A 25,769-nucleotide genomic window follows, 5' to 3' on the forward strand; every position below is an offset into this window, starting at 1 on the left:
GCAGCCTGCCTGGCCCGCGCCGGCCGAGCCACTGCAGCGCCGCGTGGAGCCCCCGCCCGTCGCGGCAGCGCCCCCGGTCGCCATGGTGTCCACGGGCGGAGCATTGCCGCTGATTTCGACGCCGCCGGCTTCGAACGCCTCGCCAAGCAGATCTTCATCCGCCTCCAGGCAGCCAACGACACGGCCGATCTGAACGACCTGCGCGCTTTCACGACGCCCGAGCTGTTCGCCTCTTTGCGCCTGGACCTGCAGGAGCGCGGCGAGACCTCGCAGCAGACCGACGTGCTCAAGATCGACGCCGAGGTTCTGGACCTGGCCCGTGAGGACGGCCGGCAAGTGGTCAGCGTGCGCTTCCACGGCCTGGTGCGCGAACTGAGCGACGCCGCCGCCACCGATTTCGACGAGGTCTGGCACCTCGTGAAGCCGGACGACGACAGCCGTCCCTGGGCCATCGCCGGTATCGAGCAGCGGCACTGATCGCGTCGAGGTGCGTGGCTGCGGCTACGCTCCAGGGTGTCGACAAGGGGCTGCGGCCCCTTGTCCCGTTCTGGAACCCGAAGAATCCCCTGCACTGCTGCCATGCCCCGCACGATCCTCCTCGCCACCTCGCTGCTCGCCGGCCTGCTGATGCTGCAGGCCTGCGGCACGCCTGCGGCGCGCTCGCCGGCCGCCGGCACGCTGCTGCCGAACGAGAACCTCGTCGTGCAGGGCATCCCGGCCATCCCGGTGTCGCTGGTGCAGCAGGTCGAGCGTTACACGGATTTTCGCGGCCATGCCCTCGCCGACTGGCATCCGGCACGCGACGAGATGCTGGTCTCGCACCGCCCGGCCGGCGCCAACACCGCGCAGCTGTTCCGTGTGCCCGGCCCGTTGGCGGCCCCGGTCGCGCTGACCGACTTCGCCGACCCGGTGACCGAGGCGAGCTACGAGCCAGTGCTGGGCCGCTACCTCGTGTTCTCGCGCAGCCCCGGCGGCAACGAGGCCGAGCAGCTGTATCGGCTCGATGCCGGCAAGCGCCAACCCACGCTGCTGACCGATCCCGACCAGCGCCACGACGCCATCGGCTGGCTGCACCAGAGCGCGCAGTTGCTTTACACCGCGGTACCGCTGGACCGCACCGCCGAGGGCGGCAGCCGCGCAACGCCCACCACCACGCTGTGGCTGGTCGATCCCCTGCAGCCGTCGTCGCGCCGCCGCATCGCCGAGCTGCCCGGCACCGGCTGGTTCGGTGGCGAGATCTCGCGTGACGACAAGCAGTTGGCGATCACGCGCTACCGCTCGGCGACCGATTCGCAGGTCTGGCTGATCGACCTCGCCGACGGCACGCCGACGCAGTTGCTGCCGGCCGTCGGCGAACCCTTGCAGGCCACGCACTTCCCGGTCGGCTACTCGCCGGACGGCGCCTCGCTCTACGTGCTGAGCGACCGCGCCGGCGAGTTCCGCGAGCTGATGCGCTACGACTTCGCGAGCCGCGCGCTGACGCGGCTCACGGCGGCGATTCCCTGGGACGTCGGCGCGGCCCAACTCAGCGACGACGGCGCGCTGGCGGCGCTGAAGATGAACGTCGACGGTCGCGAGGAACTGCGCGTCGTCGACACCCGCACGCTGCGCGAACGAGCGCTCCCCGCGCTGCCGGCCGGCGGCGTGAATGCGGTGCGCTTCCAGCCGCGCACCCACCGGCTCGCGGTGGCGATCGACAGCGCCCAGGGGCCGGGCCGCCTGTTGGCGCTCGACGTCGACCTCGGCACGGTGCAGCCGTGGACACGGCCCCACGTGCCGCCGGGCCTGGACACCACCAGCTTCCCCGACCAGCGCATCGTGCGCTGGACCAGCTTCGACGGCCTGAGCATGTCGGCCGTGCTCAGTCCGCCGCCGGCGCGCTTCACCGGCAAGCGGCCGGTCGTGGTGCTGGTGCACGGCGGCCCCGAAGCGCAAGCGACGATGGGCTTCCTGGGCCGCTGGAGCTACCTTGTCAACGAGCTCGGCGTCGCCATCGTCGAGCCCAACGTGCGCGGTTCCTCGGGCTATGGCAAGACCTTCCTCGCGCTCGACAACGGCATGAAGCGCGAGGACGCCGTCAGGGACCTCGGCACGCTGCTCGACTGGATCGCCACGAAGCCGGACCTCGACGCGGGCCGCGTGCTGGTGGTCGGCGGCAGCTACGGCGGCTACATGAGCCTGGCCGCGAGCGTGCACTTCGCCGACCGCATCGCCGGTGCGATCGACATCGTCGGCATCTCCAGCTTCGTGAGCTTCCTGAACAACACCGAGAGCTATCGGCGCGACCTGCGCCGCGTGGAATACGGCGACGAGCGCGATCCGGCGATGCGCGACTTCCTCGAACGCATCTCGCCGCTGAACAACGCACAGAAGATCCGCAAGCCGCTGTTCGTGATCCAGGGTCGCAATGACCCGAGGGTGCCGTGGACCGAGGCCGAACAGATCGTCGAACGCGTCCGGCAGACCGGAACGCCGGTCTGGTACCTGCTCGCCGAGAACGAGGGGCACGGCTTTCGCCGCAAGGAGAACGCCGACTACCAGTTCTACGCGATGCTGCTCTTCATGCAGGAGACGCTGCTGAAGTCGGCCGGGCGCCAAGACTGACACGACTTCACCGGATTCAGCGACGCCGCGGGCCCCGGCGGGGTCGGAACGCGGCCGGCGTGCGCTCTAATCCGGGCCAGTGCGCGCACTGATCCGGTGGCAAGCTGGTCCACCGTCGGTCTCGCTGTTGCCGTCCGACCGGAGGAGAAAGAATGGGACCCACGAGAATGCGCCGCTTCCTGGCCGCCTGTCTGCTGCTGGCCGCGCCCTGGGCCCAGGCTGGCCTGGTGTTCGCGGTCAACGAAGGCGTGACCTACCGCGTGCCGAACGAGCAGATCGCCGCCAAGTACGCCGCTATCGCGGCCGACCTGGGCAAGCTGCTGAAGCAGCCGGTGACCATCGAGCCCGTGGGCGACTACCCGACGCTGCGCAAGCGCCTGGCCGAGAAGGCCTACGACCTGGCGATGGTGCACCCGGCCCACCTGTCGATCGTCGCCATCAAGCAGTCGGGCTACAAGCTGGTGGTCGTGACCAAGGGCTACGAACAGTACAGCGCCAACTTCCTCGTCAAGGCCGACTCGCCGCTGAAGTCGCTGGCCGACATCAAGGGCCTGCGCCTCGGCGCACCCGACGAAGACTCGATCACCTCGTGGATGGTGCGAGCCTCGCTGCGCGACGCGATCGGCGATCCCAAGGGCGTGGCCTTCACCTACACCCGCTACCAGGACGCGGTGCCCTTCTTCGTCGAGAACAATCTCACCCACGTCGGTGCGACCGCAGCGTCATCGGTCATCAAGGCCTGGCAAGCCAAGGGCGGCAAGGTGCTGTTCAAGTCCAAGCCGGTGCCGATCAAGCACGTGATCGCGAGCCCCTCGCTCAGTGCGGAGCAGGTCGGCATCGTGCGCGATTACCTGCTGTCGCTCGATGGCAGCGAGGACGGCCGCAAGAAGCTCGAACCGACCAAGTACCAGGGCTTCGCCACCTACGACGAAGCCGCGATGCTCGCCATCGGCAACTGGCTGGGTCTCTGACCCGAGCCACGGAGGTGACGCCAGCCGACGACCCGTTGGTGGGGCCCGCACCGCCGGCGCTCTACCGCGACGAGGCCCTGCTGGTCGTCGACAAGCCACCCGGCTTGCTGGCCGTGCCCGGACGCGGCCCGCTGAAGCAGGATTGCCTGGCGGCCCGGGTGCAGCGCGCCTGGCCGGACGCCCGCGTGGTGCATCGGCTCGACGAGGCCACCTCCGGGCTGATGGTGTTCGCGCTGGGCGTCGAGATGCAGCGACGCCTGAGCCGGGCGTTCGAGCAGCGTGAAGTCGAGAAGCGCTACGTCGCCGTGGTCGCAGGCCATGTCGAGCCGGCCGCGGGCCGCATCGACCTGCCGCTCGGCGCCGACTGGCCGAACCGGCCGCGCCAACAGGTCGATCACGCGCGCGGCAAACCCGCGCGCACGCACTGGCAGGTGCTGTCCTACGACACGAGCGGCGATTCGACCCGCCTCGAGCTCACGCCCGAAACCGGCCGCACGCACCAGTTGCGCGTGCACCTGATGGCCATCGGCCACGCCATCCTCGGCGACGCGCTGTACGCACCGCCGTCGATGATGGCCCGATCACCGCGCCTGCTGCTGCACGCCAGCGCCCTGGCCTTCGCGCACCCGATGCCCGGCCGGCCGGCGCTCGCCTTCGAGTCGCCGCCGCCGTTCTGACCGAGGCGCCGCCAGGAGCGGACCGCTCAGGCCTTCTTCGCGTAGGCGCTGCACCACCCTGCTGCGGCCACCTGCTTGCCGGCGAACAGCGGGCAGTTGCCGGCGGCGTCGCCCGCCTTGCCCTGGAACAACTGGCAGTTGCCGCATTTTTGCCCGGCGGCGTAGGTCTTGAACTTGGCCTTGTCGGCCTTCGTCGCGTCTTCCACATAGCCCAGCGCCACGGCCTGCGGATCCTTCTCGCTGACCTTGGTCTGCGCTTGCGCATGGCGTCCTGCCCAGGCGGCCAGGCCGGCTGCGGGTATCCACTGGATGAACTGGCGTCTGGCTGTCATCGTCGTCTCCTGCTGAGGGTCGGGTTGCACGGATCGCCGGATGCGCGGGCATCCGATCGACGCTGCATGCTAGGCAGCCAAGGCTGACATCTCGGCGACGCGAGTGCAAAGCCCTGCGCGCGCAGCCGAACCGAGAATCGATCGCGTTCCCGAGCCCGACACGATCAAGCGCTTCCCGCGCCTTCCGCGGCCAGCAGCCGCACGCGCGCGCCGCTCACGGCGACCACCTGACCGGCCCGCAGCTTGGCGCCGCGCCGCAGTTCCTCGCGGCCGTCGACCTGGACCTGGCCGGACTGGATCAGTTGCTTGGCGGCGCCGCCGCTGTCGGCCAGTCCCGTCGCCTTGAGCAGCGCGTCGAGCGTGATGAACTCGCCGCGCAGTGCGAAGTCGAGCTGCTGCAGCTTGCGCCCGCTCATGCGAACCGCACGCGCGCGGCGCCGGACTGCAGCCGACCGATGGATGCGGCCGCCGCGAAGCCGGCGCGCCAGAACGCGGCCAGCACCGCGTCAACGGCGCCCGGCGCACACGACACCAGCAACCCGCCGCTCGTCTGCGGATCGCTAAGCAGCGCACGCTGCCAGGGCTCGACCTGCGGGCCGAGATCGACGTGGTCGCCGTAGCCGGCCCAGTTGCGTGCCGAGGCGCCGGTGACAATGCCTTCCTGCGCGAAGCCTCGCGCGATGTCGATCCACGGCACGCTCGCCAGGTCGACTTCGGCGGCCAGTCCGGAGCCACGGCACACCTCCAGCAGGTGGCCCGCGAGGCCGAAGCCGGTCACGTCGGTCATCGCGTGCACGCCGTCCAGCGCACCGAGTTCGCTGCCCACGCGATTGAGCTGCGTGGTGAGGCGCAGCATCTCGGCATAGCCGGCCGCGTCGAGGCGGCCCTTCTTCAACGCCGCCGACAGCACTCCCACGCCGAGCGGCTTGCCGAGCACCAGCACGTCGCCCGGCCGGGCGTCGGCATTGCGGCGCACGCGCTCGGGGTGCACCAGGCCCAGCGCGACCAGGCCGTAGATCGGCTCGAGCACGTCGATCGAGTGTCCGCCGGCGATCGGGATGCCGGCCTCGCGGCACACGCTCGCGCCGCCCTCCAGGATGCGGCCGATCACCGCGGGCGGCAGCTTGTTCAGCGGCATGCCGACCAGGGCCAGGGCCAGGATCGGCGTGCCGCCCATCGCATAGACGTCGGAGATCGCGTTGGTGGCCGCGATGCGGCCGAAGTCGTAGGGCTCGTCGACAATCGGCGTGAAGAAATCGGTGGTGGCCACCAGCGCCTGGTGCTCGTTGAGTCGGTAGACCGCCGCGTCGTCGGCTGTCTCGGTGCCGACCAGCAGGTCGGGTGGGATCAGCCCGGCCGGGGCACGCGACAGGATGTCGGCCAGCACCCCGGGCGCGATCTTGCAGCCGCAGCCGCCACCGTGGGAAAAGGATGTGAGTCGGATGGATTCCATGATGCAAGTGTCGATCAAACCGAATCGGGCGGCCCGACGGTGAGCCACTGCCCGACCACCGTCGACGACCTCGCCGGCTTCGACACCGTGATCGACGTGCGCTCGCCGGCCGAGTTCGCGCTCGACCACATCCCGGGCGCGATCAACTGCCCGGTTCTCGACGACGAGGAGCGCCGCGTCGTCGGCACGCTGTACGTGCAGGTGTCGGCCTTCGAGGCACGCAAGCTCGGCGGCGCGATGGTCGCACGCAACATCGCACGGCATCTGGACACGGCTTTCCACGACCGGCCGAAGGGCTGGCGACCGCTGCTCTACTGCTGGCGCGGCGGCATGCGCAGCGGCAGCTTCGTGACCTGGATGCGCTTGGTGGGCTGGGATGCCCAGCAACTGCAGGGCGGCTACAAGGCCTGGCGCGCGCATGTCATCGCGCGCATCGCGGCGCTGGCGCCGAGCTTGCCGCTGCGCGTGCTGTGCGGGCCGACCGGCAGCGCCAAGACACGTGTGCTGCAGGCGCTGGGTGCGCTGGGCGAGCAGGTGCTCGACCTCGAGGCGCTGGCCGCACACCGCGGCTCGGTGCTCGGCGCACTGCCCGGCATGGAGCAGCCGTCGCAGAAGGCCTTCGAGACGCAGCTCGCGGCGGCAATGAAGGGCTTCGACCTGACGCGCACGATCTGGGTCGAGGCCGAGAGCCGCAGAATCGGCCGCATCAGCCTGCCCGACGCCCTGCTGGAACGCCTGCGCGTCAGCCCGGTGGTGCAGATCGATGCTACGCCCGACGCCCGCCTGGCCTACCTGCTGCGCGACTACGCCTGGCTCGGCGACGACCCGCAACGCCTTGCCGACAAGCTCGGCCTGCTCAAGGGCATGCTCGCCAACGAGACGCTGGCGCAGTGGCAGGACTGGGCGATGGAGCGCAATCTGCCGCCGCTGTTCGCGGCACTGATGACACAGCACTACGACCCGCTCTACGCCCGCTCGCAAGGCCGCCACTTCGAGAAGCTGAGCGGAGGGCGGCGCGTCGGGACGGACGATCTCTCCGAGGCCGGCATTGAAGCGCTCGCGCGGCGCATCGCCGCCGGCTGACTCAGGGCTCCAGATCGACCAGCGGCAGTTGCTCGAGAAAGGACGCGATCGCGCCCTCTCCACTCAGCGCGTCGAAACGCGTCAGATCCCGGCCATCGTCGAGCATCAGGTAGCCCAGGCGCCAACGCGCGAACCGCCGTTCACCCTGCAGCGTAGCGTGGTGCAGCACCTTCAGTTGCTCATGACGCGGGTCGACCATCAGGCGCTCGATCAGCGCATCGATCGTGCCCACCTCGCCCTCCACGTACTGGCAGACCTGGGCCCCGTCGAACACCAGCACACCGGTGATCGACTGTTCGGCATTCAGCTGCCGCGCCTCGGCCACCACCACGGCGATCGTTTCGAAGGGCTTGTCGCCGCGGACCTGACTGAGATACAAGAACTGCGACAGTGTCGTCATGGAGGAGAGATTCCGGTTCAGGTGGAAGTGAGGCGCGCAGCACGATAGAACACACCATCAGCCTTCACAATGTCAATTGACACTCGCCGGAGTTCCCTTGCCGCCCTTGCCCATCACGCCGATCGCCACCCGCCCGCCGCCGGCCGCCTGCGCCCAGTGCCCGCTGCGGGCTCTGCCGGCGTTCTCTCCGGTCAGCGCGAAGGAATTGGCTTATATCCAGAGCTTCCGCCATGGCAGCGCGGCTTTCGCCGCCGGACAGGACGTGCTGGCCGAGCATGCGACGAGCGAGTGGCTCTACACGGTGTTCTCGGGCTGGGCCTTCCGCTTCAAGACCCTCAGCGACGGGCGCCGCCAGATCCTCAATTTCCTGCTGCCCGGTGACTTCATCGGCTTGCAGGAGCAGTTCGCCGACGGGGCTCCACACGGCGCCGAGGCCCTGACCGAACTGCAGTTGTGCCGCTTCCCGAAAGCCGAGTTGTGGTCTCTGTACCGCGAGTTCCCGAGCCTCGGCTACGACCTGACCTGGCTGGCTGCGCGCGAGGAGAACCTGACCGACGAGACGCTGCTGTCGGTGGGCCAGCGCAGCGCGGCCGAGCGGATCGCGATGCTGTTGATCCATCTGTACCGGCGCGCCGAGCGGGTGGGCCTCGTCGAGGGGGCCGCCGTGGCCTTTCCGGTCACGCAGCAGCACATCGCCGATGCGCTGGGCCTGTCGCTGGTTCACACCAACAAGACACTGCGCCGCCTGCACAGGCTCGGCCTGCACGAGATCGCCGACGGCCGGCTGCGACTGCTGAACCGCCACGCCCTGCAGCGCCTGGCCGACTATGCAGAACGGCCGATGCGAACGATCCCTCTGATCTGACCGCGGGCCATGCCGGTCGTCGGCGCAGGGTTCACGGGTGTGGCATCGGTGAAACGGATCGAGGCTCCTTCGCCCACATGGGAAACGATCAGCTACACTCACCTTCGTAGATATACACAAGATCGCGGTTCTTAGGTGTTTGCTCAATCCGGTCGATGGTTCTCGTCGACTGTCTGGTTTGTCTCCCCCAGGTAACGTTTCTTGAGTGTCTCTGCATGAGCACGGCATGTTGCCGTGCCGTACTTTTTGATCGACAGGAACGTATATGAGCGTGCAAACCGGCACCGTGAAGTGGTTCAACGAAGCCAAGGGCTTTGGATTCATCGCCCAGGACGGCGGTGGCGCCGACGTCTTCGCGCACTTCCGCGACATCCAGGGCAACGGCTTCAAGACGCTGCAGGAAAACCAGCGCGTCGAGTTCGAAGTGAAGCAAGGCCAGAAGGGCCCGCAAGCTGCGAACATCCGCCCGCTGTAATCAGCGAGTTCGGTGCTCCACTCAAGACGCGGCTTCGGCCGCGTTTTTTGTTGTCCGCCCGCGTCTGCATCCTAGAATCGCGCCCCCTCGCCAGACGCCACCATGCCCGGACCGACCCTTTCCTACTGCGCGATCGATTTCGGCACCTCGAACTCAGCCATCGCCATTCCCGCCGACCACGGCAGCAGCCGCCTGGTCGAACTGGAGGCCGGCGAGTCCACCATGCCGACGGCGGTGTTCTATTTCGCCGAGCACGAGCCGCTCGCACCCGGTGCCGAGCCACCGCGCGCCTTCGGCCGGGCCGCGATCGCGGCCTACGTGGACGGCTACGAAGGCCGCCTGATGCGCTCGATGAAGAGCATCCTCGGCTCCAGCCTGGTCGAGCAGACTACCGATGTCGGAGGCGGTCATGCGGTGAAGTTCCTCGACGTCATCACCGGTTACCTGCGCCACCTGCGACATGCCGCCGAAACCGCCCTCGGCGCGCCGATCACGCAGGCTGTTCTGGGGCGGCCGGTGTTCTTCGTAGACGGCGACGCGACGCGCGATGCGCAGGCGCAGGCTTCGCTTGAAGCCGCAGCGCGCGCGGTAGGTTTGCGCGACGTGGTGTTCCAGTACGAGCCGATCGCGGCCGCCTTCGACTTCGAGCAGCAGGCGACGCGCGAGCAATGCGTGCTGGTGGCCGACATCGGCGGCGGCACCTCGGACTTCTCGGTCGTGCGCGTCGGCCCCGACCGCCGCGACCGGACCGATCGCAAGGACGACATCCTCGCCAGCCACGGGGTGCACATCGCCGGCACCGACTTCGACCGGCGCATCGAGCTCACCGGCATCCTGCGCGAGCTCGGCTACGGCGCCTCGGGCCCCGCACGAGGCGACCAACCGCCGCGCGAGGTGCCGAGCGCGGTGTACTTCGACCTCGCGACCTGGCACCTGATCAACACCGTCTACCAGCCGGGACGCGTGGCCGAACTCAAGAACATGGCGGCCTTCTACGCCGACCCGCGCCACCACCGGCGCCTGCTGCGCACGGTGAGCGAACGGCTCGGGCACGAGCTGCTGGCGCGTGCCGAGGCGGCGAAGATCGCGGTCGCCGACGGTGCCGACACGCAGATCGACCTGGACCTGGTCGAACGTGCGCTGAGGGTCCCGCTCAGCGCGCCGCAGGCGGCCGAGGCGATCGACGGCGATGTGGAGCGCATCGTCGAGGCCGCGCGGCAGACCGTGGTGCAGGCCGGGTTGACGGCGGCATCGGTGGACGCGCTCTACTTCACCGGCGGGTCCACCGGCCTGCGGCTGCTGACCAAGCGCCTGGCCGCGAGCTTCCCGGCCGCACGCGCAGTGCGCGGCGACCGGCTCGCCAGCGTCGCCACCGGGCTGGGCCTGCACGCGCAACGCCGGTTCGCCGTGGCCCGCTGAGGTTCCACGCCACCACTAACATCGCCCGCATGCATTCCGACGACCCGTCCCCCCTGGCCCGGCCCGCCTCCTGCACCGAACTCTTCACCGCCTTCACCGGCCTCGCGCTCCAGGGCTTCGGTGGTGTGCTGGCGGTGGCTCAGCGCGTGCTGTGCGACGACAAGCGCTGGCTGAGCAAGGGTGAGTTCCTCGAGGCCCTCGCGCTCGCGCAGGTGCTGCCCGGGCCGAACGTCTGCAACCTCTCGCTGATGGTGGGGGACCGCTACTTCGGCACGCGTGGCGCTTTCGCCGCGCTGGCCGGGATGATGGCGGTGCCGCTGCTGATCGTGCTGGCGGCCACGATGCTCTATGCGCAATTCGCCACCCATCCCTGGTGGCCGGTGCCCTGCGCGGCATGGGGGCCATCGCGGCAGGCATGATCATCGGGACAGCCTGAAGCTGGCCGCACCGCTGCGCAGCAGCCCGCTCGGCCTGCCAACGCTGGCGGCGTTGGCCACCGCCTGCTTCGTGGCCGTGGCGCTGCTGCGCTGGCCGCTGGTCTGGGTGCTGCCGGCGCTGGGCCTGCTGGCCTGCGCGCTGGCATGGCGGCGGCTGCGGACCTCGGAGACGCCGTCGTGACGCTGCCCGAAGGCTCGGCGCTGTTGGCGCTGTTCGGCCACTTCCTGCTGCTGTCGCTGCTGTCGATCGGCGGCGCCATCACGGTGGCGCCGGACATGCACCGCTGGATGGTCGTCGAACAGCAGTTGCTGAGCGATCCGCAATTCACGTCGTCGATCGCGATAGCCCAGGCGGCGCCGGGCCCGAACGTGCTGTTCGTGGCGCTGCTCGGCTACCAGGCGGCCGGGTTGCTGGGCGCGGCGGCCACCCTGCTGGGCATCATGCTGCCCTCGGTCACGCTGGCGCTGCTGGTCAACCGCTGGGGGCACACGCGGCAGGATTGGCGCTCGGTGCGCGCCTTCAAGGTCGGCATGGCGCCGATCACGCTGGCGCTGATCGCCGCCACCGGCTGGCTGCTGGCCGCACCGCCGAGCGAGTGGCGTTCCCTGCTGGCGACCGCCGTCGCCGCGCTGCTGGTCTGGCGCACGCGGCTGCACCTGCTGTGGATGATCGCGGCCGGCGCGCTGCTCGGCCTGCTGGGCTGGATCTGACCGCCCGGCCCGCACGGACGACGCGCCGCGTGCACACTGTCCGCACTCCCCGCCCTGCCGTTGCCTCATGATCACTGTCCTTCACAACCCGGCCGCCACGCGCTTCGAAGCGAGCGTCGACGGCCTGCTCTCGGTCGCCGACTACGCCCTGCGCGGCCACGTGATGACCCTGCACCACACCTTCGTGCCGACCGCGCTGCGCGGCCGCGGCGTGGCCGCCGCGCTGGTGCAGGAAGCCCTGGCGCATGCACGAGCGCAGGGGCTCAAGGTGGAGCCGTCGTGCTCCTACGTCGCGAGCTACATGCGGCGCCATCCGGAGACGCAGGACCTGCATGCCTGAGCGCTTCGCTCGTGCTGCACCGCACCACGAAAAGCGGGCCCGGCATTCGGCAACTCGACGCGACTTCTGACCGGAATGAGGGGGTCGCATCCCCCAATCACGGCATATGCCTGTCATCTTCCCTGCCGACAATCAGAACCGTTCGATGGCGATGGAGGGCAACGCCCCGTCGACTCTCCGCGGCCACCGGACAAAGGGTCGAGCTTCCGGGCCCCGGGCCCCCTGCGGGGGACCCACCAACAGGAGCACCAACAACGAAGCCCCTGCCCCGCGGCAGGGGCTTTTCCTTTGGGGGCGACGCGCCGGAGCGGGCGTTAGCATGGCCACGAAGCCCTTCGACCGGAGCCGCACGATGTGCCCGCGTGACGCCCTGCTTGCTGCCGCGATCGCCGCCCACGCCGGCGCTTACGCGCAACCCTGCCCCAGCGACACGGCGCCACGCGACGCCGAGGTGCTGCTGACGGCCCAGGTGGCCGACGGCCGCGCTCGCGACCTCAAGCGCAGCGACCTCGAGTCGCTGCCGCCGCGCCAGGTCAGCCTTCGCCGCGCGGTCGAGCGCGAAGGCGCTCGCGACGAGCAGATCCTGAGCTACGGCGGCTGGCTGCTGCGCGACGTGCTCACGCTTGCCGGCTTCGACGAGGCCGGCCGTCGCGACACGCGCACCTGGGTGGTCGAGGCCACGGCCACCGACGGCTACCGCGCGGTGTTTTCCTGGGGCGAGCTCTACAACAGCGCGCTCGGCGAGCAGGTCTACGTGATCGGCTCGCAGGACGGTCGCGCGCTCGACGTCACCGCCGGTCCGCTGGCGCTGCGCTCGCTCGCCGATCAGCGACCCGGGCCGCGCCACGTGCGCAACCTGTGCGCGCTCGCGGTGCGGCCGTTGCCCGCACGCTGACCCGCCCATGCGCACCGCGTTGCGGCTCGAGCCCGGCGACGACCTGCGGCGCCGTCTCGAGGCGCTGACAGTCGAGCGCGGCTGGCCGGCCGCCTTCGTGATCGCCGGCATCGGCAGCCTGCGCATCACCGCGCTGCGGTTGGCCGAAGCGACCGAGCCGCTGCAACTGGAGGCACCGGTCGAGATCCTGAGCCTGTGCGGCTCGCTGTCGCCCGCGGGCGCCCACCTGCACATGAGCATCGCCGACGCCCAGGGCCGCGTGCTCGGCGGCCATGTAGCGCCCGGCTGCGAGGTGCGCACGACGGTCGAGCTGCTGGTCGAGGTGCTCGAAGACCTGCGCTTCGAACGCATGGCGGACGCCCGCACCGGCTATCCAGAGCTGCGCATCACGCCGCGCTGAAACCGTCCTGCATTGCGCTGTCGCCTTGGCGACAGCGCACCATTCAGCCTGCCTTCAGCTCGGCGACCTCCAGACCTGCGATCTTCTCGCCGCAGCCCGTGACAACGCCACGGGCCTTCCGCGTCCGGTGCGGTGACTGATTGGAGTTCGCGATGGTTTGGCAGCAGGTCTACAACCCTTTCGACAGCATGCTCGTCTCGACGCTGCTGGCCGCCGTGCCGGTGGCAGTGATGCTGATCGGCCTCGGCTTTCTGCACCTCAAGGCCCACATCGCCGCGGCGGCCGGCCTGGCCAGCGCGCTGGCGATCGCGATCCTCGCCTTCGGCATGCCGGCCGGCATGGCCGGTCGTGCGGCGCTGCTCGGGGGGCTGACCGGCCTGCTGCCGATCGGATGGATCGTGCTGAACATCATCTTCCTGCACCAGCTGACCGAGCAGAACGGCAGCTTCAAGGTGCTGCAGGACTCGATCGCCGGCATCACCGAGGACCGCCGCCTGCAGTTGCTGCTGATCGCGTTCGCGTTCGGCGCCTTCTTCGAGGGCGCCGCGGGCTTCGGCACGCCGGTCGCGGTGACCGCCGCGATCCTGATCGGCCTGGGCTTCTCTCCGCTCGCGGCCTCCGGCCTGTCACTGATTGCGAACACCGCGCCGGTGGCCTACGGCGCGCTCGGCACGCCGGTCATCACGCTGGCCAAGGTGCACGGTTACGACGTGCTGGCGGTGTCGGCGATGATCGGCCGACAGCTGCCGTTCTTCTCGCTGCTGGTGCCGTTCTGGCTGATCTGGGCCTTCGCCGGCTGGCGCGGCATGAAGCAGATCTGGCCGGCGGTGCTCGTCACCGGCGTGAGCTTCGCGGTGCCGCAGTTCCTGGTGTCCAACTACATGGGCCCGGAGCTGGTCGACGTGATCGCCGCGATCTGCTCGATGACCGCGCTGGTGTTGTTCCTGCGCGTCTGGCAGCCGTCCGAGATCTGGACCTCGGTGTCGCTGAAGGGTCACGAAAAGGACGGCGGCGAAGCGCGCGCCGCCACCGCACCGACCCGCCATGCGCGAGCGGACGTCGTGAAGGCGTGGACGCCCTGGGTCATCCTGACGGCCTTCGTGTTCGTCTGGGGTCTGCCAGCCACCAAAACCTGGCTGAACGGCATCTTCGCTCCCAAGTTCCCGATCGAGGGCCTGCACAAGCTGATCGAGAAGATGCCGCCGGTGGTGCCCAAGCCGACCGCCGAATCGGCGGAGTACGTGTTGGGCCTGCTGTCGGCGACCGGCTCGGGCATCCTGCTGGCCGCTGTCGTGGGCGGCCTCGTGATGGGCTATGGCATCCCGGCCCTGGTCCAGGCCTACGGCCGGACGATCTGGCTGGTGAAGTACTCGTTGCTCACCATCGTGCTGATGCTCGCGCTCGGCACGCTCACCCGCTACTCCGGTCTCGACACCACGCTGGGTCTGGCCTTCGCGTCGACCGGCGTGTTCTATCCGTTCTTCGGCACGCTGATGGGCTGGCTGGGTGTGGCGCTGACCGGTTCGGACACTGCCTCGAACGTGCTGTTCGGCGGCATGCAGAAGGTCGCGGCCGAGCAGCTGGGCCTGAGCCCGAACCTGATGGGTGCGGCCAACAGCTCCGGCGGCGTGATGGGCAAGATGATCGACGCGCAGTCCATCGTCGTCGCCTCGACCGCGACACGCTGGTTCGATCACGAAGGCGACATCCTGCGCTACGTGTTCTTCCATTCCATCGCGCTCGCGAGCCTGGTCGGGATCCTGGTGACGCTGCAGGCCTACGTGTACCCGTTCACGCTGATGGTCGTGAAGTGACGTGCCGCCGCAGACGCGGCCGGAGCAGACCGTGACCCGGCTCGCGACTTGCATGCGGCGCACGCGTGCTGACCCCACCCCGTCCGTTCGAGCCTGCGGCGCCGACGATCCTCGACATCGAAGCGTCGGGCTTCGGCCGCGGCAGCTACCCGATCGAAGTCGGCTTCGTGCTGCCCGACGGCCGCGCCTGGTGCTCGCTGATCCGGCCCGAGCCGGACTGGCTGCACTGGGATCCGCAGGCCCAGGCCCTGCATCACATCCCGCGCGAGCTCGCGCAGCGACACGGCCGCAGCGCAGCCGAGGTCGCCGGCTTGTTGAACCAGCGCCTGAACGGCCGCGTCGCCTACTGCGACGGCTGGGCACACGACTACCCCTGGCTGGCACGCCTGTACGACGCCGCCGAGCTGACGCCGAGCTTCCGACTGGAACACCTGCTGAGCCTGCTCGACGAAGACCAGGCCCGACGCTTCGATGCCCTGAAGCGCCAGGTCATCGCCGAGTCCGGACAGCAGCGCCACCGCGCCAGCACCGACGCCCGCATGCTGCAGCTGGCACTGCGCCGACTTCGGCCCGCATCGCTGCGCCGGCGTTGAGCTGAAGGCCGCCGCGCCCCAGAGCCGACTCGTCGGGCAGCCCCGCAGGCCCTAGCATGCCGGTCATGGAGATTCCCGAACCTGCCTGGCGCGCACGGCTCCGCACCTGGTCCGCCAGCAGCCGTCTGCTGGTCTCGGCCACGCTGGGCGGCGGGGTCGCAACCGCGTGCCGGATCGCGGACTTGCCGTGGGTGGAGTCCCTGCTGGTCGGCTGGTGCGGCTTCGCCCTCCTCTCCCTGTTGTTGTCGGGGCTGACGCTGGGCCTGCACGGCGACATCCCACGGCCCGACGAGGTGGCTCGCAACGACCAGAGCAGCACCGCGATGCTGGTGGTCGTGCTGCTCGGCTGTGCGGCCAGCATCACCGCGATCGGTGCGCTGCTGCTGACCAGCCGGGATCTACCGGCCGGCGAACGCTGGCCGCACGGCCTGCTGGCGGTGGTGGCGATCGCGCTGTCGTGGCTGCTGATCCACGTGCGCTTCGCCTTTCACTACGCCCACCGCGATCTCGAGGCACGCCCCGCGTCGAAGGGCCGGGCCGCGCTCGACTTCCCGGGCACGCCCGAGCCCGACTACCTGGACTACCTGTACTTCTCGTTCGTGATCGGCATGACCTCGCAGGTCTCCGACGTGACGGTGCACACGCGGGCGATGCGTCGCCTGGTGCTGTGGCACAGCCTGCTGTCCTTCGGCTTCAACCTCCTCATCCTGGCGCTGGCCGTCAACACACTGGCCGCACTGTTCCAGTAGCGGCCCTTGCGGCTATGCTGCGACCCTGTTTTCAAAGGAAGCGATCATGAACACCACTCCCTCGGGCCTGAAGTACGAAGACCCACTGATCGGCAACGGCCCGACCGCCACCGTCGGCAAGAACGTCCGTGTGCACTACACCGGCTGGCTCTACAACGACGGCAGCGCCGGGCGGAAGTTCGATTCCAGCAAGGATCGCGGCGATCCGTTCGAGTTCCCGCTCGGCGGCGGCATGGTGATCCGCGGCTGGGACGAAGGCGTGGCCGGCATGCAGGTCGGCGGTACGCGGCGCCTGGTGATTCCTCCGGCGCTCGGCTACGGCGCACGCGGCGCCGGCGGTGTGATTCCGCCGAACGCGACGTTGCTGTTCGAGGTCGAGTTGCTCGCCGTCATCGGCTGAGCCGTCGCCCCGGGGCAGTGCCCCCGGGGGACTCAAGTCCGGCAATGCGCTACCGAAATCACCGTGCCGCGGACCGTCCCCAGCGGATGTGTCCCGAGGGATTTCAATGACCGAAAACTCCTCCGCCCGCTCACCCCTCACGTCGTCGGTCACGCTCCACAGCGCGCTGCTGGCGGCGGCCGTGCTGCTGCTCGCCGTGCTCGGCGTCGTGACACAGCTGAGTCTCGACACCGCCCGCCGCAACGAGGTGCAGCGCGCACTGCACGATACCGAACGCAACACGCAGAAGCTGGCCGTGCGCGTCGGCGAAGTGCTCGACCGTGTCGACCAGACCACGCTGCTGGTCAAGTCGCTGCACGAGACCGGCAACCCGATGAGCCTGTCCGGGCTGCGCGCCGCCGGACTCGTGACGCTGGACACGACCCGCGCCCTGCTCATTACCGATCGCCGTGGCGTCGTGCAGGAAAGCACCTCGCCCGACGTTGTGCTGAACCTCGCCGACGAAGACGATTTCAAGCGTCACCTCCACGATCCCGCCGTCGGTCTGAGCATCGGCGCGCCTCAGCCCGATCATCTGAATGGCGGTTGGATGCTGCCGGTGATGCGCCGCCTCACCCACGACGGCCAGTTCGACGGCGTCGTCGTCGCGATGCTCGATCCCGGCTCTCTGACCAAGGGCTTCGATCAAGGCGAGGCGCCGGGCACCGTGATCACGGTGATCGGCCTCGACAACATCAACCGCTCACGGCGTCTGGACGGCAGCGTCAGTTTCGGCGAGAAGGTCGATGCCCAGAAGGTGCTGCAGCGCTCACACAAGATCCGCGAGACGCTCCAGCCCTTCTACAGCCAGGTCGACGGCACGGCCCGCTTCTTCACGGCGCTGCCGATCGATCGCTATCCGATGGTCGCCGTCGTGGCCGTCACGGCCGACGCCGTGACAGCCGGCTATCAGCAGACGCGGCTTCGTCTCCTCGGCTGGTCCGCGGCCGTCGCACTGCTGATCGTGTTCGGAACGCTGGTGCTGTGGCGGCAGGCCCGCGGGCTCGACAGCAGTCGGCGCGAGGCCCGTCGGGCCAAGGCGCTCTACGTCGCCACACTCGACGGCAGCCTGGATGCACTGTGCTGATGCGTGCCGAGCGGGATGCGTCGGGGCAGACACACGATTTCGTGATCACCGACGCCAACCGCCGTGCGGGCGCCATGCTCGGGCTGGACCCCGCTGCGATGATCGGGCGTCGCGCGACCGAGTTGGTGCCGTCGATCCGCGAAGATGGCCTGCTGAACCTGCTGCTCACGGTGCTGCAACGGCAGAAGCCGATGGATGTCGAGGCCCAGGCCGTCGCGACCTCGATGCGCGGACGCTGGATGCACTTCCAGGTCGTCCCGGTCGAGGAGGGCGTGGCGCTGATCACGCGCGACATCGACGACCGCAAGCGCGCCGAAGCGCAGCTCGCCGACATTGCACGCCGGGATGCCTTGACGCAGTTGCCGAACCGCCGTCATTTCGAGGAACAGCTCGAACTGGCCGCTGCCCGCGCTCAACGCAGTGGTCGGCCGATGGCCCTCGTCTACCTCGATCTCGACGGCTTCAAGCGCGTCAACGACACGCTCGGTCACGAAGCGGGGGATCGGTTGCTGATCTCGGTCGCGCTGCGCCTGACAGCCTGCGTGCGCGTGACCGATCTGGTCAGCCGGCTCGGGGGTGACGAGTTCACCGTGATCCTGGAAGAGTCGGGAACGGCCGAGGATCGTCTTCAGCTGTGCGAGCGCATCCTCGCCCAGCTGTCCGAACCGCACGTGTTGGCCGGCCAGGCAACCGTGTCGACGCCGAGCCTGGGCATGGCCGTCTACCTGCCGGGTGAATCGCTCGACAGCCTGCGCAAGCGTGCCGACGGCGCGATGTACGACGCCAAGCGGGCCGGCAAGGCCTGCCTGCGGATCGCGGCCTCTGCCAGCACGGCGGGTTGAGCAAACCCAGGCAGTCGTCGCGCGGGGCCCTTCGCCCGATCTAGGACCAGGTCAGGTCGCCGCAGATCACCTGCAGTTCCCCGCCCTGACTGGCAGGTGCCCGGAAGGCGGTGGAAACCGTCACGCACAGGTGCGAGCCGTGCAAGGTGCGGTATGGCCGGGTGACCTGCACCTTGCCGACCGCCGCGACGGCGCGGCGGAAATAGGGCCGACGCGCCCAGCGCGCACCGCGCGTGTCGCGAAACGGCTCGAACGCCGTGCCGTTGCCCGCCGCGGGGCTGCGGCCCCACTGGTTCACGCCCACCTGCCGCCCGTCCTGGCCGAGCAGATAGCAGAGTTCGGTGCCCGGCAAGGCCAGGAAAGACTGCGTCGCCTCCTCGAGCGGGCGCCCACCGGCCAGCAGCGCCGACGCGTAGCCGATGGCGTTGAAATACGGCGCGATGCGCTCGCGATAGCCTGCGTCCTCTTCGCGCCAGCGCTCGCCGAAGCCGCTCCAGATCGCGTTCAGGGCCTCGCTGGCGTGGTTCGGCCCGACCAGCGCCGCCTGCGGCCGCGCGAAGAAATAGCCCTGCACCAGGTCGGCGTCGGCTTCCAGCGCGACGAAGGCCTCGGCCTCCGTTTCCACGCCTTCCATCAGCACCAGCGCGCCGCATTCGTGCAGCAGCGAGGTCATCTGGATCACGACACGGCGCGCACGCAGGTCGAGCGCCGCGCGCTCGACCAGGCTGCGGTCGAGCTTGACGATCTCGGGGCGCAGGCGCCACACGCGATCGAAGTTGGAATGCCCGGCGCCGAAGTCGTCGAGCGCGATCAGGCCTCCTTGGGACCGGATGGTCGCGACAGCGGCATCGAAGTTCGCGTCGTCGCGCACCGCGTCCTCGAGCACCTCGACGACGATCTGCTTGGGTTGCAACCGCAGGTCGGCGGGCATCGCCTCGCTGCAGGCGTCGAAGGTCGTCTGCGGTGACTGCAGGAAGACCTGCGGGTGCAGGTTCAGGAACAGCCACTGGGACTGCGGCGCCGCCTTGGCGTAGTTCGCCATGTGCATGGTGCGCACCAGCTGGTCGCGCCACAGCAGTTCGTTGGAGTCGTGTCCGTCGAAGAACCGCGGCGGCGGCAGTCCGGCGCCGGTCGCGTCGCTGGCGCGCAGCAAGGCCTCGTGACCGACCACGCGGCCATGCGACAGGCTGAAGATCGGCTGGAAATGACTGGCGAGCCGGAGACCGGCATGGTGGCCTGTGACCGATTGGCCGGCCGGGCCGCCAAGACCACTCAGGCAGGCCAGCGCTGCTTCGAAACTCGGGGTCAGGGGTGGGACAGCGGACATCGGTCGTTGCACAAGCAGAGAACGCGCCCGGCAAGGCGCCACTCCCGGGTATCGGTCACGAAACGCGAGACTGAAGCACTATTTCGCCGCCCGCGCCTCTCCGTCCGACCCCGGATCGCGCCCTCCGCCCCGAGCGTTCCCCCGTGGATCGGATGCGTCCAGCATGTGACCCCGCACACGCTGGACGAGAATGCGACCTCCGCTCGCCCCGCCCCGACTGCTCCAATGCCCCGCCTGCCTTCCCTGCGTCACACCTTGCTGAGCAGCCGCGACCTGCTGATGACCGCCGGCCCGTTCGTGCTGCTGACGGTGGCGCTCCTGGCGCTGGCCTACTGGGCACTCGACCCGAGCCCGCCGAAGAAGCTGGTGCTGGCCACCGGGCCGGAACAGGGGGCGTACGCCGAGTTCGGCAAACGCTACCAGGCGGCGCTGGCCAAGCACCGCATCCAGGTCGAACTGCGCACGACCCAGGGCGCGGCGGAGAACCTGAAGTTGCTCGAAGACCCGGACTCGGGCGTCGACTTCGGCTTCGTACAGGGCGGTGCCGGTCGCCTGCGAGGCGGCGACGAAGCGCCGCCACCGGATCTGGTGTCGCTGGGCAGCCTGTTCTACGAGCCGATCTGGCTGTTCTATCGCGAGGACAGCGCCAGGCGGCTGATCGGCAGCGATCGGCTCGACTCGGTGGCGAAGCTCAAGGGCTGGCGCGTCAACATCGGGGCCCAGGGCAGCGGCATCACCAACCTGATGCGACGGCTGCTCGACACCAACGGCCTCGGGCCCGAGGACATCGTCGCCCAGCGGCTGACGCAGACCCCAGCCGTCGTGAGCCTGCTCGATGGCAACACCGACGCGCTGGCGCTGGTGTCCGCGCCCGAGGCGCCGATGGTGCAGTTGCTGCTGCTGACGCCCGGCATCCGCCTCATGAGCTTCGATCAGGCCGAAGCGTACGCGCGCCGCCTGCCGATGCTCACGCCGGTGAGCCTGCCGCGCGGCGTGGTGAAGCTGGCCGAGGACGTGCCGCCCGAGGACATCGAGCTGCTGGCCCCGACGGCCGCGCTGGTGGCGCGCGCATCGGCCCATCCGGCCCTGCAGCAGCTGTTCGTGCAGGCCGCCAACGCGATCCACAGCGAAGCGGGCTGGTTCCAGCGCCGCGGCGAGTTTCCGAACCGGCGCGCCGTGGAACTGCCGATGTCGAAGGAGGCCGACCGCTTCTTCGAGACCGGTCCACCCTGGCTGCAGCGCTACCTGCCGTTCTGGGTCGCGAACCTGATCGACCGGATGTGGGTGGTGTTGGCCTCGATCATCGTGGTGCTGATCCCGCTGTCGCGCGTGGTGCCGCCGCTGTACGAACTGCGCATCCGCTCGCGGGTGTTCCGCTGGTACGGCCGGCTGCGCCAGATCGAGGAAAGCCTGGCCGACGCCCCGGACGGGCCGGCCGATGCCCAGCCGCTGATGGACGAGCTCGACGCTCTCGATGCCCGCGTCAAGCAGTTGCAGGTCCCGCTGTCGCATGCCGACGAGCTGTATGCGTTGCGCAGCCACATCGACCTGGTGCGCAAGAAGCTGCGCGCACTGGGCGCCCAGACCCCGGCAGCCACCCCATGACGGTGGGCTGCCTTCCGCGTGGCCGACGCCGGCCCGACACGTCCGCCCCATCCGCCGACGCTCCCCACGACGACATTCCCCGCCAGGCGCTCGGAGGCGCCTCGTCATGAACGCTCCCTCCCCTTGCCGTGCCGACGGCGCGCCGCGCCCTCGCGTGGTCATCATCGGCTGTGGTTTCGGTGGCATCGAAGCCGTCCGCTCACTGTCCAGGGCCGACGTCGAGATCACGCTGGTCGACCGCACCAACCACCACCTGTTCCAGCCGCTGCTCTACCAGGTGGCGACCGCCAATCTCTCGGCGCCCGCGATCTCGGGCCCGATCCGCCACATCCTGCGCCGCGAGATGCAGCGCGGCAACCTGACCATCCTGCTCGGCGAGGTGACCGGCATCGACACGGCCGCGCGCAGCGTCACGCTCGACGGCCGCGAACCCATCGCCTACGACCACCTCATCGTCGCCGCCGGCGCGACCCACAGCTACTTCGGCCACGACGACTGGGCCGCCCATGCGCCGGGCCTGAAGACCCTGGCCGACGCCTTCACGATCCGGCGCCGCGTACTGATGGCGTTCGAGCATGCCGAGCGAGAAGCCGACCCCGCGAAGCGTGAAGCCTGGCTCACGTTCGCGGTGGTCGGCGCCGGGCCGACCGGCGTGGAGCTGGCCGGACAGCTGGCCGAGATCGCGCACCACACGCTGCACGACGAATTCCGCCGCATCGACTCGCGCCGCTCGCGCGTGGTGCTGGTCGAGGGTGGTCCGCGCGTGCTCGGCGCCTTCAGCGAGCAGCTGTCGCAGCGCGCGCTCGAGCAACTGCAGTCGCTCGGCGTGGAGGTCCGTACCGGCGCCAGCGTTACCGCGATCGACGCCGAGGGACTGAGCTACGCCGGTACCGACGGCCCGCAGCGCATCGCGGCGCAGACCGTGGTCTGGGCTGCCGGCGTGGCCGCCTCGAAGCTGGGCCGGTCCCTCGCCGAGCTCACCGGCTGCACGCTGGACCGCGCCGGCCGCGTGGTGGTCGAGCCCGATCTGAGCCTGGCCGGCCACCCCGAGATCCACGTCGTGGGCGATCTGGCAGCGGCGCAAAGCCACCCGAAGCACGGCGCGCCGACGCCGGTCCCCGGTGTCAGCCCGGCGGCCAAGCAGATGGGACGCACCGCCGCGACCAACCTGCTGCGCCGCCTGCGCGGCGAACCGACGGCGGCGTTCCGCTACAACGACTACGGTGCGCTGGCCACCATCGGCCGCCGCGCCGCGATCGCGATGGTCGACCTGCCGGTGTTCGGGCGTGTGCACTTCAGCGGCATGCCCGCCTGGCTGTTCTGGCTGTTCGTGCACATCTATTTCCTGATCGGCTTCCGCAACCGCCTGGTGGTCCTGAGCGACTGGGCCTGGGCCTACTTCAGCTTCGAACGCCAGGCTCGCGTGGTGGCCGAGGCGGAGGCCGATGCCCACCGGCCGGCGGCCGGCTAGGCGAGGTTCTAAGATCGAGGCCACCGGGGCGGCGCAGTCGTCGGCCTCGATCAGGACCCGCATGGACACACGCACTACCCCGATCCGACTGCGCCTGGAGCGCCTGCGCGCCGCGATGGCCGCGCGGCAGACCGATGCCGTGCTGCTGCCGTCGAGCGATCCGCACCTGTCGGAGTACCTGCCCGGGCACTGGCAGGGCCGCGCGTGGTTCTCGGGCTTCACCGGCTCGATGGCCACGCTGGTGGTGCTGGCCGATCGCGCCGCGCTGTTCGCCGACAGCCGTTACTGGGTGCAGGCCGAGGCGCAGCTCGCCGGCACCGGCATCGAGCTGGTGAAGATCGCGACCGGCACCGCGGCCACGCACATCGAATGGATCGCCGCAGCGCTGCGCCCCGGCCAGACGCTCGCGGCCGACGGCGCAGTGCTCGGCCTCGCCGCGGCCAAGACGCTGCGCGAAGCGATGGACGCCGCCGGCATCGTGCTGCGCACCGACGCCGATCCGCTCGCCGCCGCCTGGCCGAGCGCCCCGCGCTGCCCGCGGTGCCGGTCTACGAGCACCGCGCACCGCACGCGCCGCAACCGCGCAGCGAAAAGCTGGCGCAACTGCGCGCGGCGATGGCGGCGCGCGGCGCGAGTCACCACCTCATCTCCACGCTGGACGACCTGGCCTGGCTGTTCAACCTGCGCGGTGCCGACGTCGACTACAACCCGGTGTTCCTGGCGCACGCGCTGGTGTCGGCCTCGGACGCCCTGCTGTTCATCGGCGAAGGCAAGGTCGACGCCGCACTGGCCGCGATGCTGGGTGCCGAGGGCGTGCAACTGCGACCCTACGGGCAGGCACGCACCGCGCTCGCCGCCCTGCCCGCCGATGCGCGCCTGCTGATCGATCCGCGGCGCGTGACGCTGGGGTTGCGTGAGGCGGTGCCGGCCTCGGTGCGGTTGATCGAGGCCGTGAACCCGTCCACGCTCGCGAAGAGCCGCAAGTCCGCCCCCGAGGCCGCCTTCATCCGCGAAGCGATGGCACGCGACGGTGCGGCGATGTGCGCCTTCTATGCCTGGTTCGAGAGCGCGCTCGGCCGCGAGCCGATCACCGAGCTGACCATCGACGAGCGCCTGAGCGCCGAACGAGCGCGCCAGCCCGACTACGTCTCGCTGAGCTTTCCAGTGATCGCCGGCTTCAATGCCAACGGTGCGATGCCGCACTATCGGGCCACGCCCGAAGCCCATGCGGTGATCTCCAGCACCGCCGGGGTCGCCGCCGACGGGCTGCTGTTGATCGACTCCGGCGCGCAGTACCTGGGCGGCACGACCGACATCACGCGCGTCTGGCCGATCGGCGAGCCGACCGAGGCGATGAAGCACGACTACACGCGGGTACTGAAGGGCACGATCGCGTTGAGCCAGACGCGCTTCCCGCGCGGCACGGCGAGCCCGATGCTCGACGCGATCGCGAGGGCGCCGCTGTGGGCTGCGTCGCTCGACTACGGGCATGGCACCGGCCACGGCGTCGGCTACTTCCTCAACGTGCACGAAGGCCCGCAGTCGATCAGCAAGGCCGTCCCGACGCCCGACATGGCGATGGAGCCAGGCATGGTCACCAGCATCGAGCCAGGCCTGTACCGACCGGGCCGCTGGGGCGTGCGCATCGAGAACCTGGTGCTCAACGTGACGGCGCCAGGCGACGAGTTCGGCGACTTCCTCGCATTCGAAACCCTGACGCTGTGCCCCATCGACACGCGCTGCCTGGAGCGTTCACTGCTGCGCGCCGACGAGATCGACTGGCTGAACCGCTACCACGCCACGGTGCGCGAGCGGCTCGTGCCGCTCGTCAGCGGCACGGCGCGGGCCTGGCTGCTGGCGCGCACGCAGCCGGTCTGATGCGGCGACGCGCGGTCGCCCGCTCGCGCGCTATTCCTCGTCGCCGCCCAGCACTGCGCCCAGCAGCCCCCCGGCGCCGAAGCCACCGAGCACCGAACCCTCCTCTCGCGAACCGCCCCGCTGCGGTGCTGCGGCGAACACCCGCGATGCGAGCCGCGAGAACGGCAGGCTCTGCAGCCACACCGTGCCCGGACCGGTCAGCTTGGCGAAGAACAGGCCTTCGCCACCGAACAGCGCCGTCTTGACCTTGCCGACGTACTGGATCTCGAAGTCGACGCTCTGCGTGTAGGCCACGACGCAACCGGTGTCGACCAGCAGCGTCTGTCCCGGCTGCAGTTCGCGCTTGAGCACGGTGCCGCCGGCATGCACGAAGGCCAGGCCGTCGCCGTCGAGCTTCTGCATGATGAAGCCCTCGCCGCCGAAGAAGCCGACCGACAGCTTGCGCTGGAAGGCAATGCCCAGCTGACGCCGCGCGCCGCGCACAGGAAGGCGTCCTTCTGGCAGATCAGCGTGCCGCCCAAGGTCCGCAGGTCCATCGGCAGGATCTTGCCGGGGTACGGCGCCGCGAACGCCACGCGCTGCTTGCTGCCGACGTTGTTGGTGTAGACCGTCGTGAACAGCGATTCGCCGGTCACCAGGCGCTTGCCGGCCCCCAGCAGCTTGCCGAAGAAGCCGCCCTGTTGCGCAGATGCGTCGCCGAACACCGTGTCCATGCCAATGCCGGCGTCCATGAACATCATGCTGCCGGCTTCGCCGATGGCGGCCTCGCCGGGGTCGAGTTCCACCTCGACGAACTGCATCTCTGCGCCTTTGATCTCGTAATCGATCACGTCCATCGCCATGCTCGGTCTCCGTCAGTGCGTTTGCGCACGATCTAGCGGGGCACGATGGTAGCGAAGTGC

General features: G+C 69.7%; 25 protein-coding genes and 3 pseudogenes. 22 read left to right on the top strand and 6 right to left on the bottom strand.

Annotated features, from left to right (window positions below):
• The 4 genes from Y694_RS03385 to Y694_RS03400 form a co-directional block, all read left to right on the top strand.
• The coding region (locus Y694_RS03385; protein ID WP_231497519.1) for a Tim44 domain-containing protein at positions 1–477 on the top strand (477 nt) is incomplete at its 5' end.
• 102 nt (positions 478–579) lie between these two features.
• Positions 580–2,604: a prolyl oligopeptidase family serine peptidase gene (locus Y694_RS03390; RefSeq protein WP_036229864.1), complete on the top strand. Its 2,025-nt coding sequence runs from the start codon at positions 580–582 to the stop codon at positions 2,602–2,604.
• Between the two features lie 152 nt (positions 2,605–2,756).
• Positions 2,757–3,575 (top strand): phosphate/phosphite/phosphonate ABC transporter substrate-binding protein, encoded by an 819-nt coding sequence (locus tag Y694_RS03395; RefSeq protein ID WP_036229866.1) that lies wholly within the window; start codon positions 2,757–2,759, stop codon positions 3,573–3,575.
• 14 nt (positions 3,576–3,589) lie between these two features.
• Positions 3,590–4,252 carry an RluA family pseudouridine synthase gene (locus Y694_RS03400; protein WP_231497520.1) on the top strand — a complete coding sequence of 221 codons (663 nt, stop codon included), beginning with the start codon at positions 3,590–3,592 and terminating at the stop codon, positions 4,250–4,252.
• A 26-nt stretch (positions 4,253–4,278) separates the two neighbouring features.
• On the opposite strand, the gene Y694_RS03405 is transcribed toward Y694_RS03400, so the two are convergent.
• The 3 genes from Y694_RS03405 to selD all read right to left on the bottom strand — a co-directional run bounded on the left by Y694_RS03405 (position 4,279) and on the right by selD (position 6,037).
• A complete protein-coding gene (locus Y694_RS03405; RefSeq protein WP_011829789.1) occupies positions 4,279–4,584 on the bottom strand; it encodes a high-potential iron-sulfur protein in 306 nt (101 codons plus the stop codon).
• A gap of 164 nt (positions 4,585–4,748) precedes the next feature.
• A complete protein-coding gene (locus tag Y694_RS03410) occupies positions 4,749–5,000 on the bottom strand; it encodes an RNA-binding S4 domain-containing protein (RefSeq protein WP_011829790.1) in 252 nt (83 codons plus the stop codon).
• Positions 4,997–6,037 (bottom strand): selenide, water dikinase SelD, encoded by a 1,041-nt coding sequence (gene selD / locus Y694_RS03415; protein ID WP_036229869.1) that lies wholly within the window; start codon positions 6,035–6,037, stop codon positions 4,997–4,999. The genes Y694_RS03410 and selD overlap by 4 nt, the downstream gene beginning before the upstream one ends.
• 39 nt (positions 6,038–6,076) lie before the next feature.
• Between selD and mnmH the strand changes: the two genes are divergently transcribed.
• Positions 6,077–7,120 carry a tRNA 2-selenouridine(34) synthase MnmH gene (gene mnmH / locus Y694_RS03420; RefSeq protein WP_036229872.1) on the top strand — a complete coding sequence of 348 codons (1,044 nt, stop codon included), beginning with the start codon at positions 6,077–6,079 and terminating at the stop codon, positions 7,118–7,120.
• A 1-nt stretch (position 7,121) separates the two neighbouring features.
• Here the strand turns inward: mnmH and Y694_RS03425 are convergent, their stop codons facing one another.
• Positions 7,122–7,520: a BLUF domain-containing protein gene (locus Y694_RS03425; RefSeq protein WP_036229875.1), complete on the bottom strand. Its 399-nt coding sequence runs from the start codon at positions 7,518–7,520 to the stop codon at positions 7,122–7,124.
• Positions 7,521–7,626: 106 nt separating this feature from the next.
• Here Y694_RS03425 and Y694_RS03430 point away from each other — a divergent pair, with 106 nt between their 5' ends.
• The 14 genes and pseudogenes from Y694_RS03430 to Y694_RS03495 all read left to right on the top strand — a co-directional run bounded on the left by Y694_RS03430 (position 7,627) and on the right by Y694_RS03495 (position 18,586).
• Positions 7,627–8,385, top strand: coding sequence for a Crp/Fnr family transcriptional regulator (locus Y694_RS03430; protein ID WP_409072461.1), 759 nt, complete (start codon positions 7,627–7,629; stop codon positions 8,383–8,385).
• A gap of 265 nt (positions 8,386–8,650) precedes the next feature.
• Positions 8,651–8,860: a cold-shock protein gene (locus Y694_RS03435; protein WP_011829795.1), complete on the top strand. Its 210-nt coding sequence runs from the start codon at positions 8,651–8,653 to the stop codon at positions 8,858–8,860.
• 102 nt (positions 8,861–8,962) lie between these two features.
• Positions 8,963–10,279: an Hsp70 family protein gene (locus tag Y694_RS03440; RefSeq protein WP_011829796.1), complete on the top strand. Its 1,317-nt coding sequence runs from the start codon at positions 8,963–8,965 to the stop codon at positions 10,277–10,279.
• A gap of 29 nt (positions 10,280–10,308) precedes the next feature.
• Positions 10,309–10,897, top strand: a pseudogene (locus Y694_RS03445) (chromate transporter).
• Positions 10,861–11,427 carry a chromate transporter gene (locus Y694_RS03450; RefSeq protein ID WP_049820805.1) on the top strand — a complete coding sequence of 189 codons (567 nt, stop codon included), beginning with the start codon at positions 10,861–10,863 and terminating at the stop codon, positions 11,425–11,427. The pseudogene Y694_RS03445 and the gene Y694_RS03450 overlap by 37 nt, the downstream one beginning before the upstream one ends.
• 67 nt (positions 11,428–11,494) lie before the next feature.
• The gene (locus Y694_RS03455; protein WP_011829799.1) at positions 11,495–11,767 is read left to right on the top strand and encodes a GNAT family N-acetyltransferase; all 273 of its coding nucleotides are present in this window, start codon (positions 11,495–11,497) and stop codon (positions 11,765–11,767) included.
• 319 nt (positions 11,768–12,086) lie between these two features.
• The gene (locus Y694_RS22370) at positions 12,087–12,662 is read left to right on the top strand and encodes a hypothetical protein (RefSeq protein WP_011829800.1); all 576 of its coding nucleotides are present in this window, start codon (positions 12,087–12,089) and stop codon (positions 12,660–12,662) included.
• Between the two features lie 7 nt (positions 12,663–12,669).
• On the top strand, positions 12,670–13,062 hold the full coding sequence (locus Y694_RS03465) for a PPC domain-containing DNA-binding protein (protein ID WP_036229878.1): 393 nt from the start codon (positions 12,670–12,672) through the stop codon (positions 13,060–13,062).
• 152 nt (positions 13,063–13,214) lie between these two features.
• Positions 13,215–14,876, top strand: a complete 1,662-nt coding sequence (locus Y694_RS03470; RefSeq protein ID WP_011829802.1) for an L-lactate permease — start codon at positions 13,215–13,217, stop codon at positions 14,874–14,876.
• Positions 14,877–14,941: 65 nt separating this feature from the next.
• The gene (locus Y694_RS03475) at positions 14,942–15,469 is read left to right on the top strand and encodes a hypothetical protein (protein ID WP_011829803.1); all 528 of its coding nucleotides are present in this window, start codon (positions 14,942–14,944) and stop codon (positions 15,467–15,469) included.
• Between the two features lie 65 nt (positions 15,470–15,534).
• Positions 15,535–16,218, top strand: coding sequence for a DUF1345 domain-containing protein (locus Y694_RS03480; protein ID WP_036229940.1), 684 nt, complete (start codon positions 15,535–15,537; stop codon positions 16,216–16,218).
• A 46-nt stretch (positions 16,219–16,264) separates the two neighbouring features.
• Complete coding sequence (locus tag Y694_RS03485) at positions 16,265–16,618, top strand: FKBP-type peptidyl-prolyl cis-trans isomerase (RefSeq protein WP_011829805.1); 354 nt, start codon at positions 16,265–16,267, stop codon at positions 16,616–16,618.
• Between the two features lie 106 nt (positions 16,619–16,724).
• Positions 16,725–17,744, top strand: a complete 1,020-nt coding sequence (locus Y694_RS03490; RefSeq protein WP_036229881.1) for a hypothetical protein — start codon at positions 16,725–16,727, stop codon at positions 17,742–17,744.
• The gene (locus Y694_RS03495) at positions 17,744–18,586 is read left to right on the top strand and encodes a GGDEF domain-containing protein (RefSeq protein ID WP_197028727.1); all 843 of its coding nucleotides are present in this window, start codon (positions 17,744–17,746) and stop codon (positions 18,584–18,586) included. The genes Y694_RS03490 and Y694_RS03495 overlap by 1 nt, the downstream gene beginning before the upstream one ends.
• A gap of 40 nt (positions 18,587–18,626) precedes the next feature.
• Here Y694_RS03495 and Y694_RS03500 read toward each other — a convergent pair whose 3' ends face one another.
• On the bottom strand, positions 18,627–19,913 hold the full coding sequence (locus Y694_RS03500; protein WP_011829807.1) for an EAL domain-containing protein: 1,287 nt from the start codon (positions 19,911–19,913) through the stop codon (positions 18,627–18,629).
• 225 nt (positions 19,914–20,138) lie between these two features.
• Between Y694_RS03500 and Y694_RS03505 the strand changes: the two genes are divergently transcribed.
• The 3 genes and pseudogenes from Y694_RS03505 (at position 20,139) to Y694_RS03515 (ending at position 24,867) form a co-directional block, all read left to right on the top strand.
• Positions 20,139–21,518 (top strand): TAXI family TRAP transporter solute-binding subunit, encoded by a 1,380-nt coding sequence (locus Y694_RS03505; RefSeq protein ID WP_036229885.1) that lies wholly within the window; start codon positions 20,139–20,141, stop codon positions 21,516–21,518.
• A 106-nt stretch (positions 21,519–21,624) separates the two neighbouring features.
• Entirely contained in the window at positions 21,625–22,989 is a 1,365-nt protein-coding gene (locus Y694_RS03510) for an NAD(P)/FAD-dependent oxidoreductase (protein ID WP_036229888.1), read from the top strand.
• Between the two features lie 61 nt (positions 22,990–23,050).
• Positions 23,051–24,867: pseudogene (locus Y694_RS03515) on the top strand (aminopeptidase P family protein).
• Positions 24,868–25,092: 225 nt separating this feature from the next.
• Here Y694_RS03515 and Y694_RS03520 read toward each other — a convergent pair.
• Positions 25,093–25,709: pseudogene (locus Y694_RS03520) on the bottom strand (AIM24 family protein); the annotation flags it as partial.
• Between the last annotated feature and the right edge of the window lie 60 nt (positions 25,710–25,769).

Origin of the sequence: Methylibium sp. T29-B (genome assembly GCF_000576225.1) — a bacterium.
GTDB lineage: Bacteria > Pseudomonadota > Gammaproteobacteria > Burkholderiales > Burkholderiaceae_C > Methylibium > Methylibium petroleiphilum.

Excerpts from the sequence above, each read along its gene's own strand:
- Y694_RS03480 (WP_036229940.1), top strand. The coding sequence starts at position 15,535 with ATGGAGATTCCCGAACCTGCCTGGCGCGCACGGCTCCGCACCTGGTCC.
- Y694_RS03450 (WP_049820805.1), top strand. The coding sequence starts at position 10,861 with ATGGCGGCGGCTGCGGACCTCGGAGACGCCGTCGTGACGCTGCCCGAA.
- Y694_RS03395 (WP_036229866.1), top strand. The coding sequence starts at position 2,757 with ATGGGACCCACGAGAATGCGCCGCTTCCTGGCCGCCTGTCTGCTGCTG.
- selD (WP_036229869.1), bottom strand. The coding sequence starts at position 6,037 with ATGGAATCCATCCGACTCACATCCTTTTCCCACGGTGGCGGCTGCGGC.
- Y694_RS03410 (WP_011829790.1), bottom strand. The coding sequence starts at position 5,000 with ATGAGCGGGCGCAAGCTGCAGCAGCTCGACTTCGCACTGCGCGGCGAG.
- Y694_RS03405 (WP_011829789.1), bottom strand. The coding sequence starts at position 4,584 with ATGACAGCCAGACGCCAGTTCATCCAGTGGATACCCGCAGCCGGCCTG.
- Y694_RS03465 (WP_036229878.1), top strand. The coding sequence starts at position 12,670 with ATGCGCACCGCGTTGCGGCTCGAGCCCGGCGACGACCTGCGGCGCCGT.
- Y694_RS03505 (WP_036229885.1), top strand. The coding sequence starts at position 20,139 with ATGCCCCGCCTGCCTTCCCTGCGTCACACCTTGCTGAGCAGCCGCGAC.
- Y694_RS03510 (WP_036229888.1), top strand. The coding sequence starts at position 21,625 with ATGAACGCTCCCTCCCCTTGCCGTGCCGACGGCGCGCCGCGCCCTCGC.
- Y694_RS03435 (WP_011829795.1), top strand. The coding sequence starts at position 8,651 with ATGAGCGTGCAAACCGGCACCGTGAAGTGGTTCAACGAAGCCAAGGGC.
- Y694_RS03495 (WP_197028727.1), top strand. The coding sequence starts at position 17,744 with ATGCGTGCCGAGCGGGATGCGTCGGGGCAGACACACGATTTCGTGATC.
- Y694_RS22370 (WP_011829800.1), top strand. The coding sequence starts at position 12,087 with ATGGCCACGAAGCCCTTCGACCGGAGCCGCACGATGTGCCCGCGTGAC.
- Y694_RS03425 (WP_036229875.1), bottom strand. The coding sequence starts at position 7,520 with ATGACGACACTGTCGCAGTTCTTGTATCTCAGTCAGGTCCGCGGCGAC.
- Y694_RS03485 (WP_011829805.1), top strand. The coding sequence starts at position 16,265 with ATGAACACCACTCCCTCGGGCCTGAAGTACGAAGACCCACTGATCGGC.
- Y694_RS03440 (WP_011829796.1), top strand. The coding sequence starts at position 8,963 with ATGCCCGGACCGACCCTTTCCTACTGCGCGATCGATTTCGGCACCTCG.
- Y694_RS03490 (WP_036229881.1), top strand. The coding sequence starts at position 16,725 with ATGACCGAAAACTCCTCCGCCCGCTCACCCCTCACGTCGTCGGTCACG.
- Y694_RS03500 (WP_011829807.1), bottom strand. The coding sequence starts at position 19,913 with ATGTCCGCTGTCCCACCCCTGACCCCGAGTTTCGAAGCAGCGCTGGCC.
- Y694_RS03470 (WP_011829802.1), top strand. The coding sequence starts at position 13,215 with ATGGTTTGGCAGCAGGTCTACAACCCTTTCGACAGCATGCTCGTCTCG.
- Y694_RS03390 (WP_036229864.1), top strand. The coding sequence starts at position 580 with ATGCCCCGCACGATCCTCCTCGCCACCTCGCTGCTCGCCGGCCTGCTG.
- Y694_RS03455 (WP_011829799.1), top strand. The coding sequence starts at position 11,495 with ATGATCACTGTCCTTCACAACCCGGCCGCCACGCGCTTCGAAGCGAGC.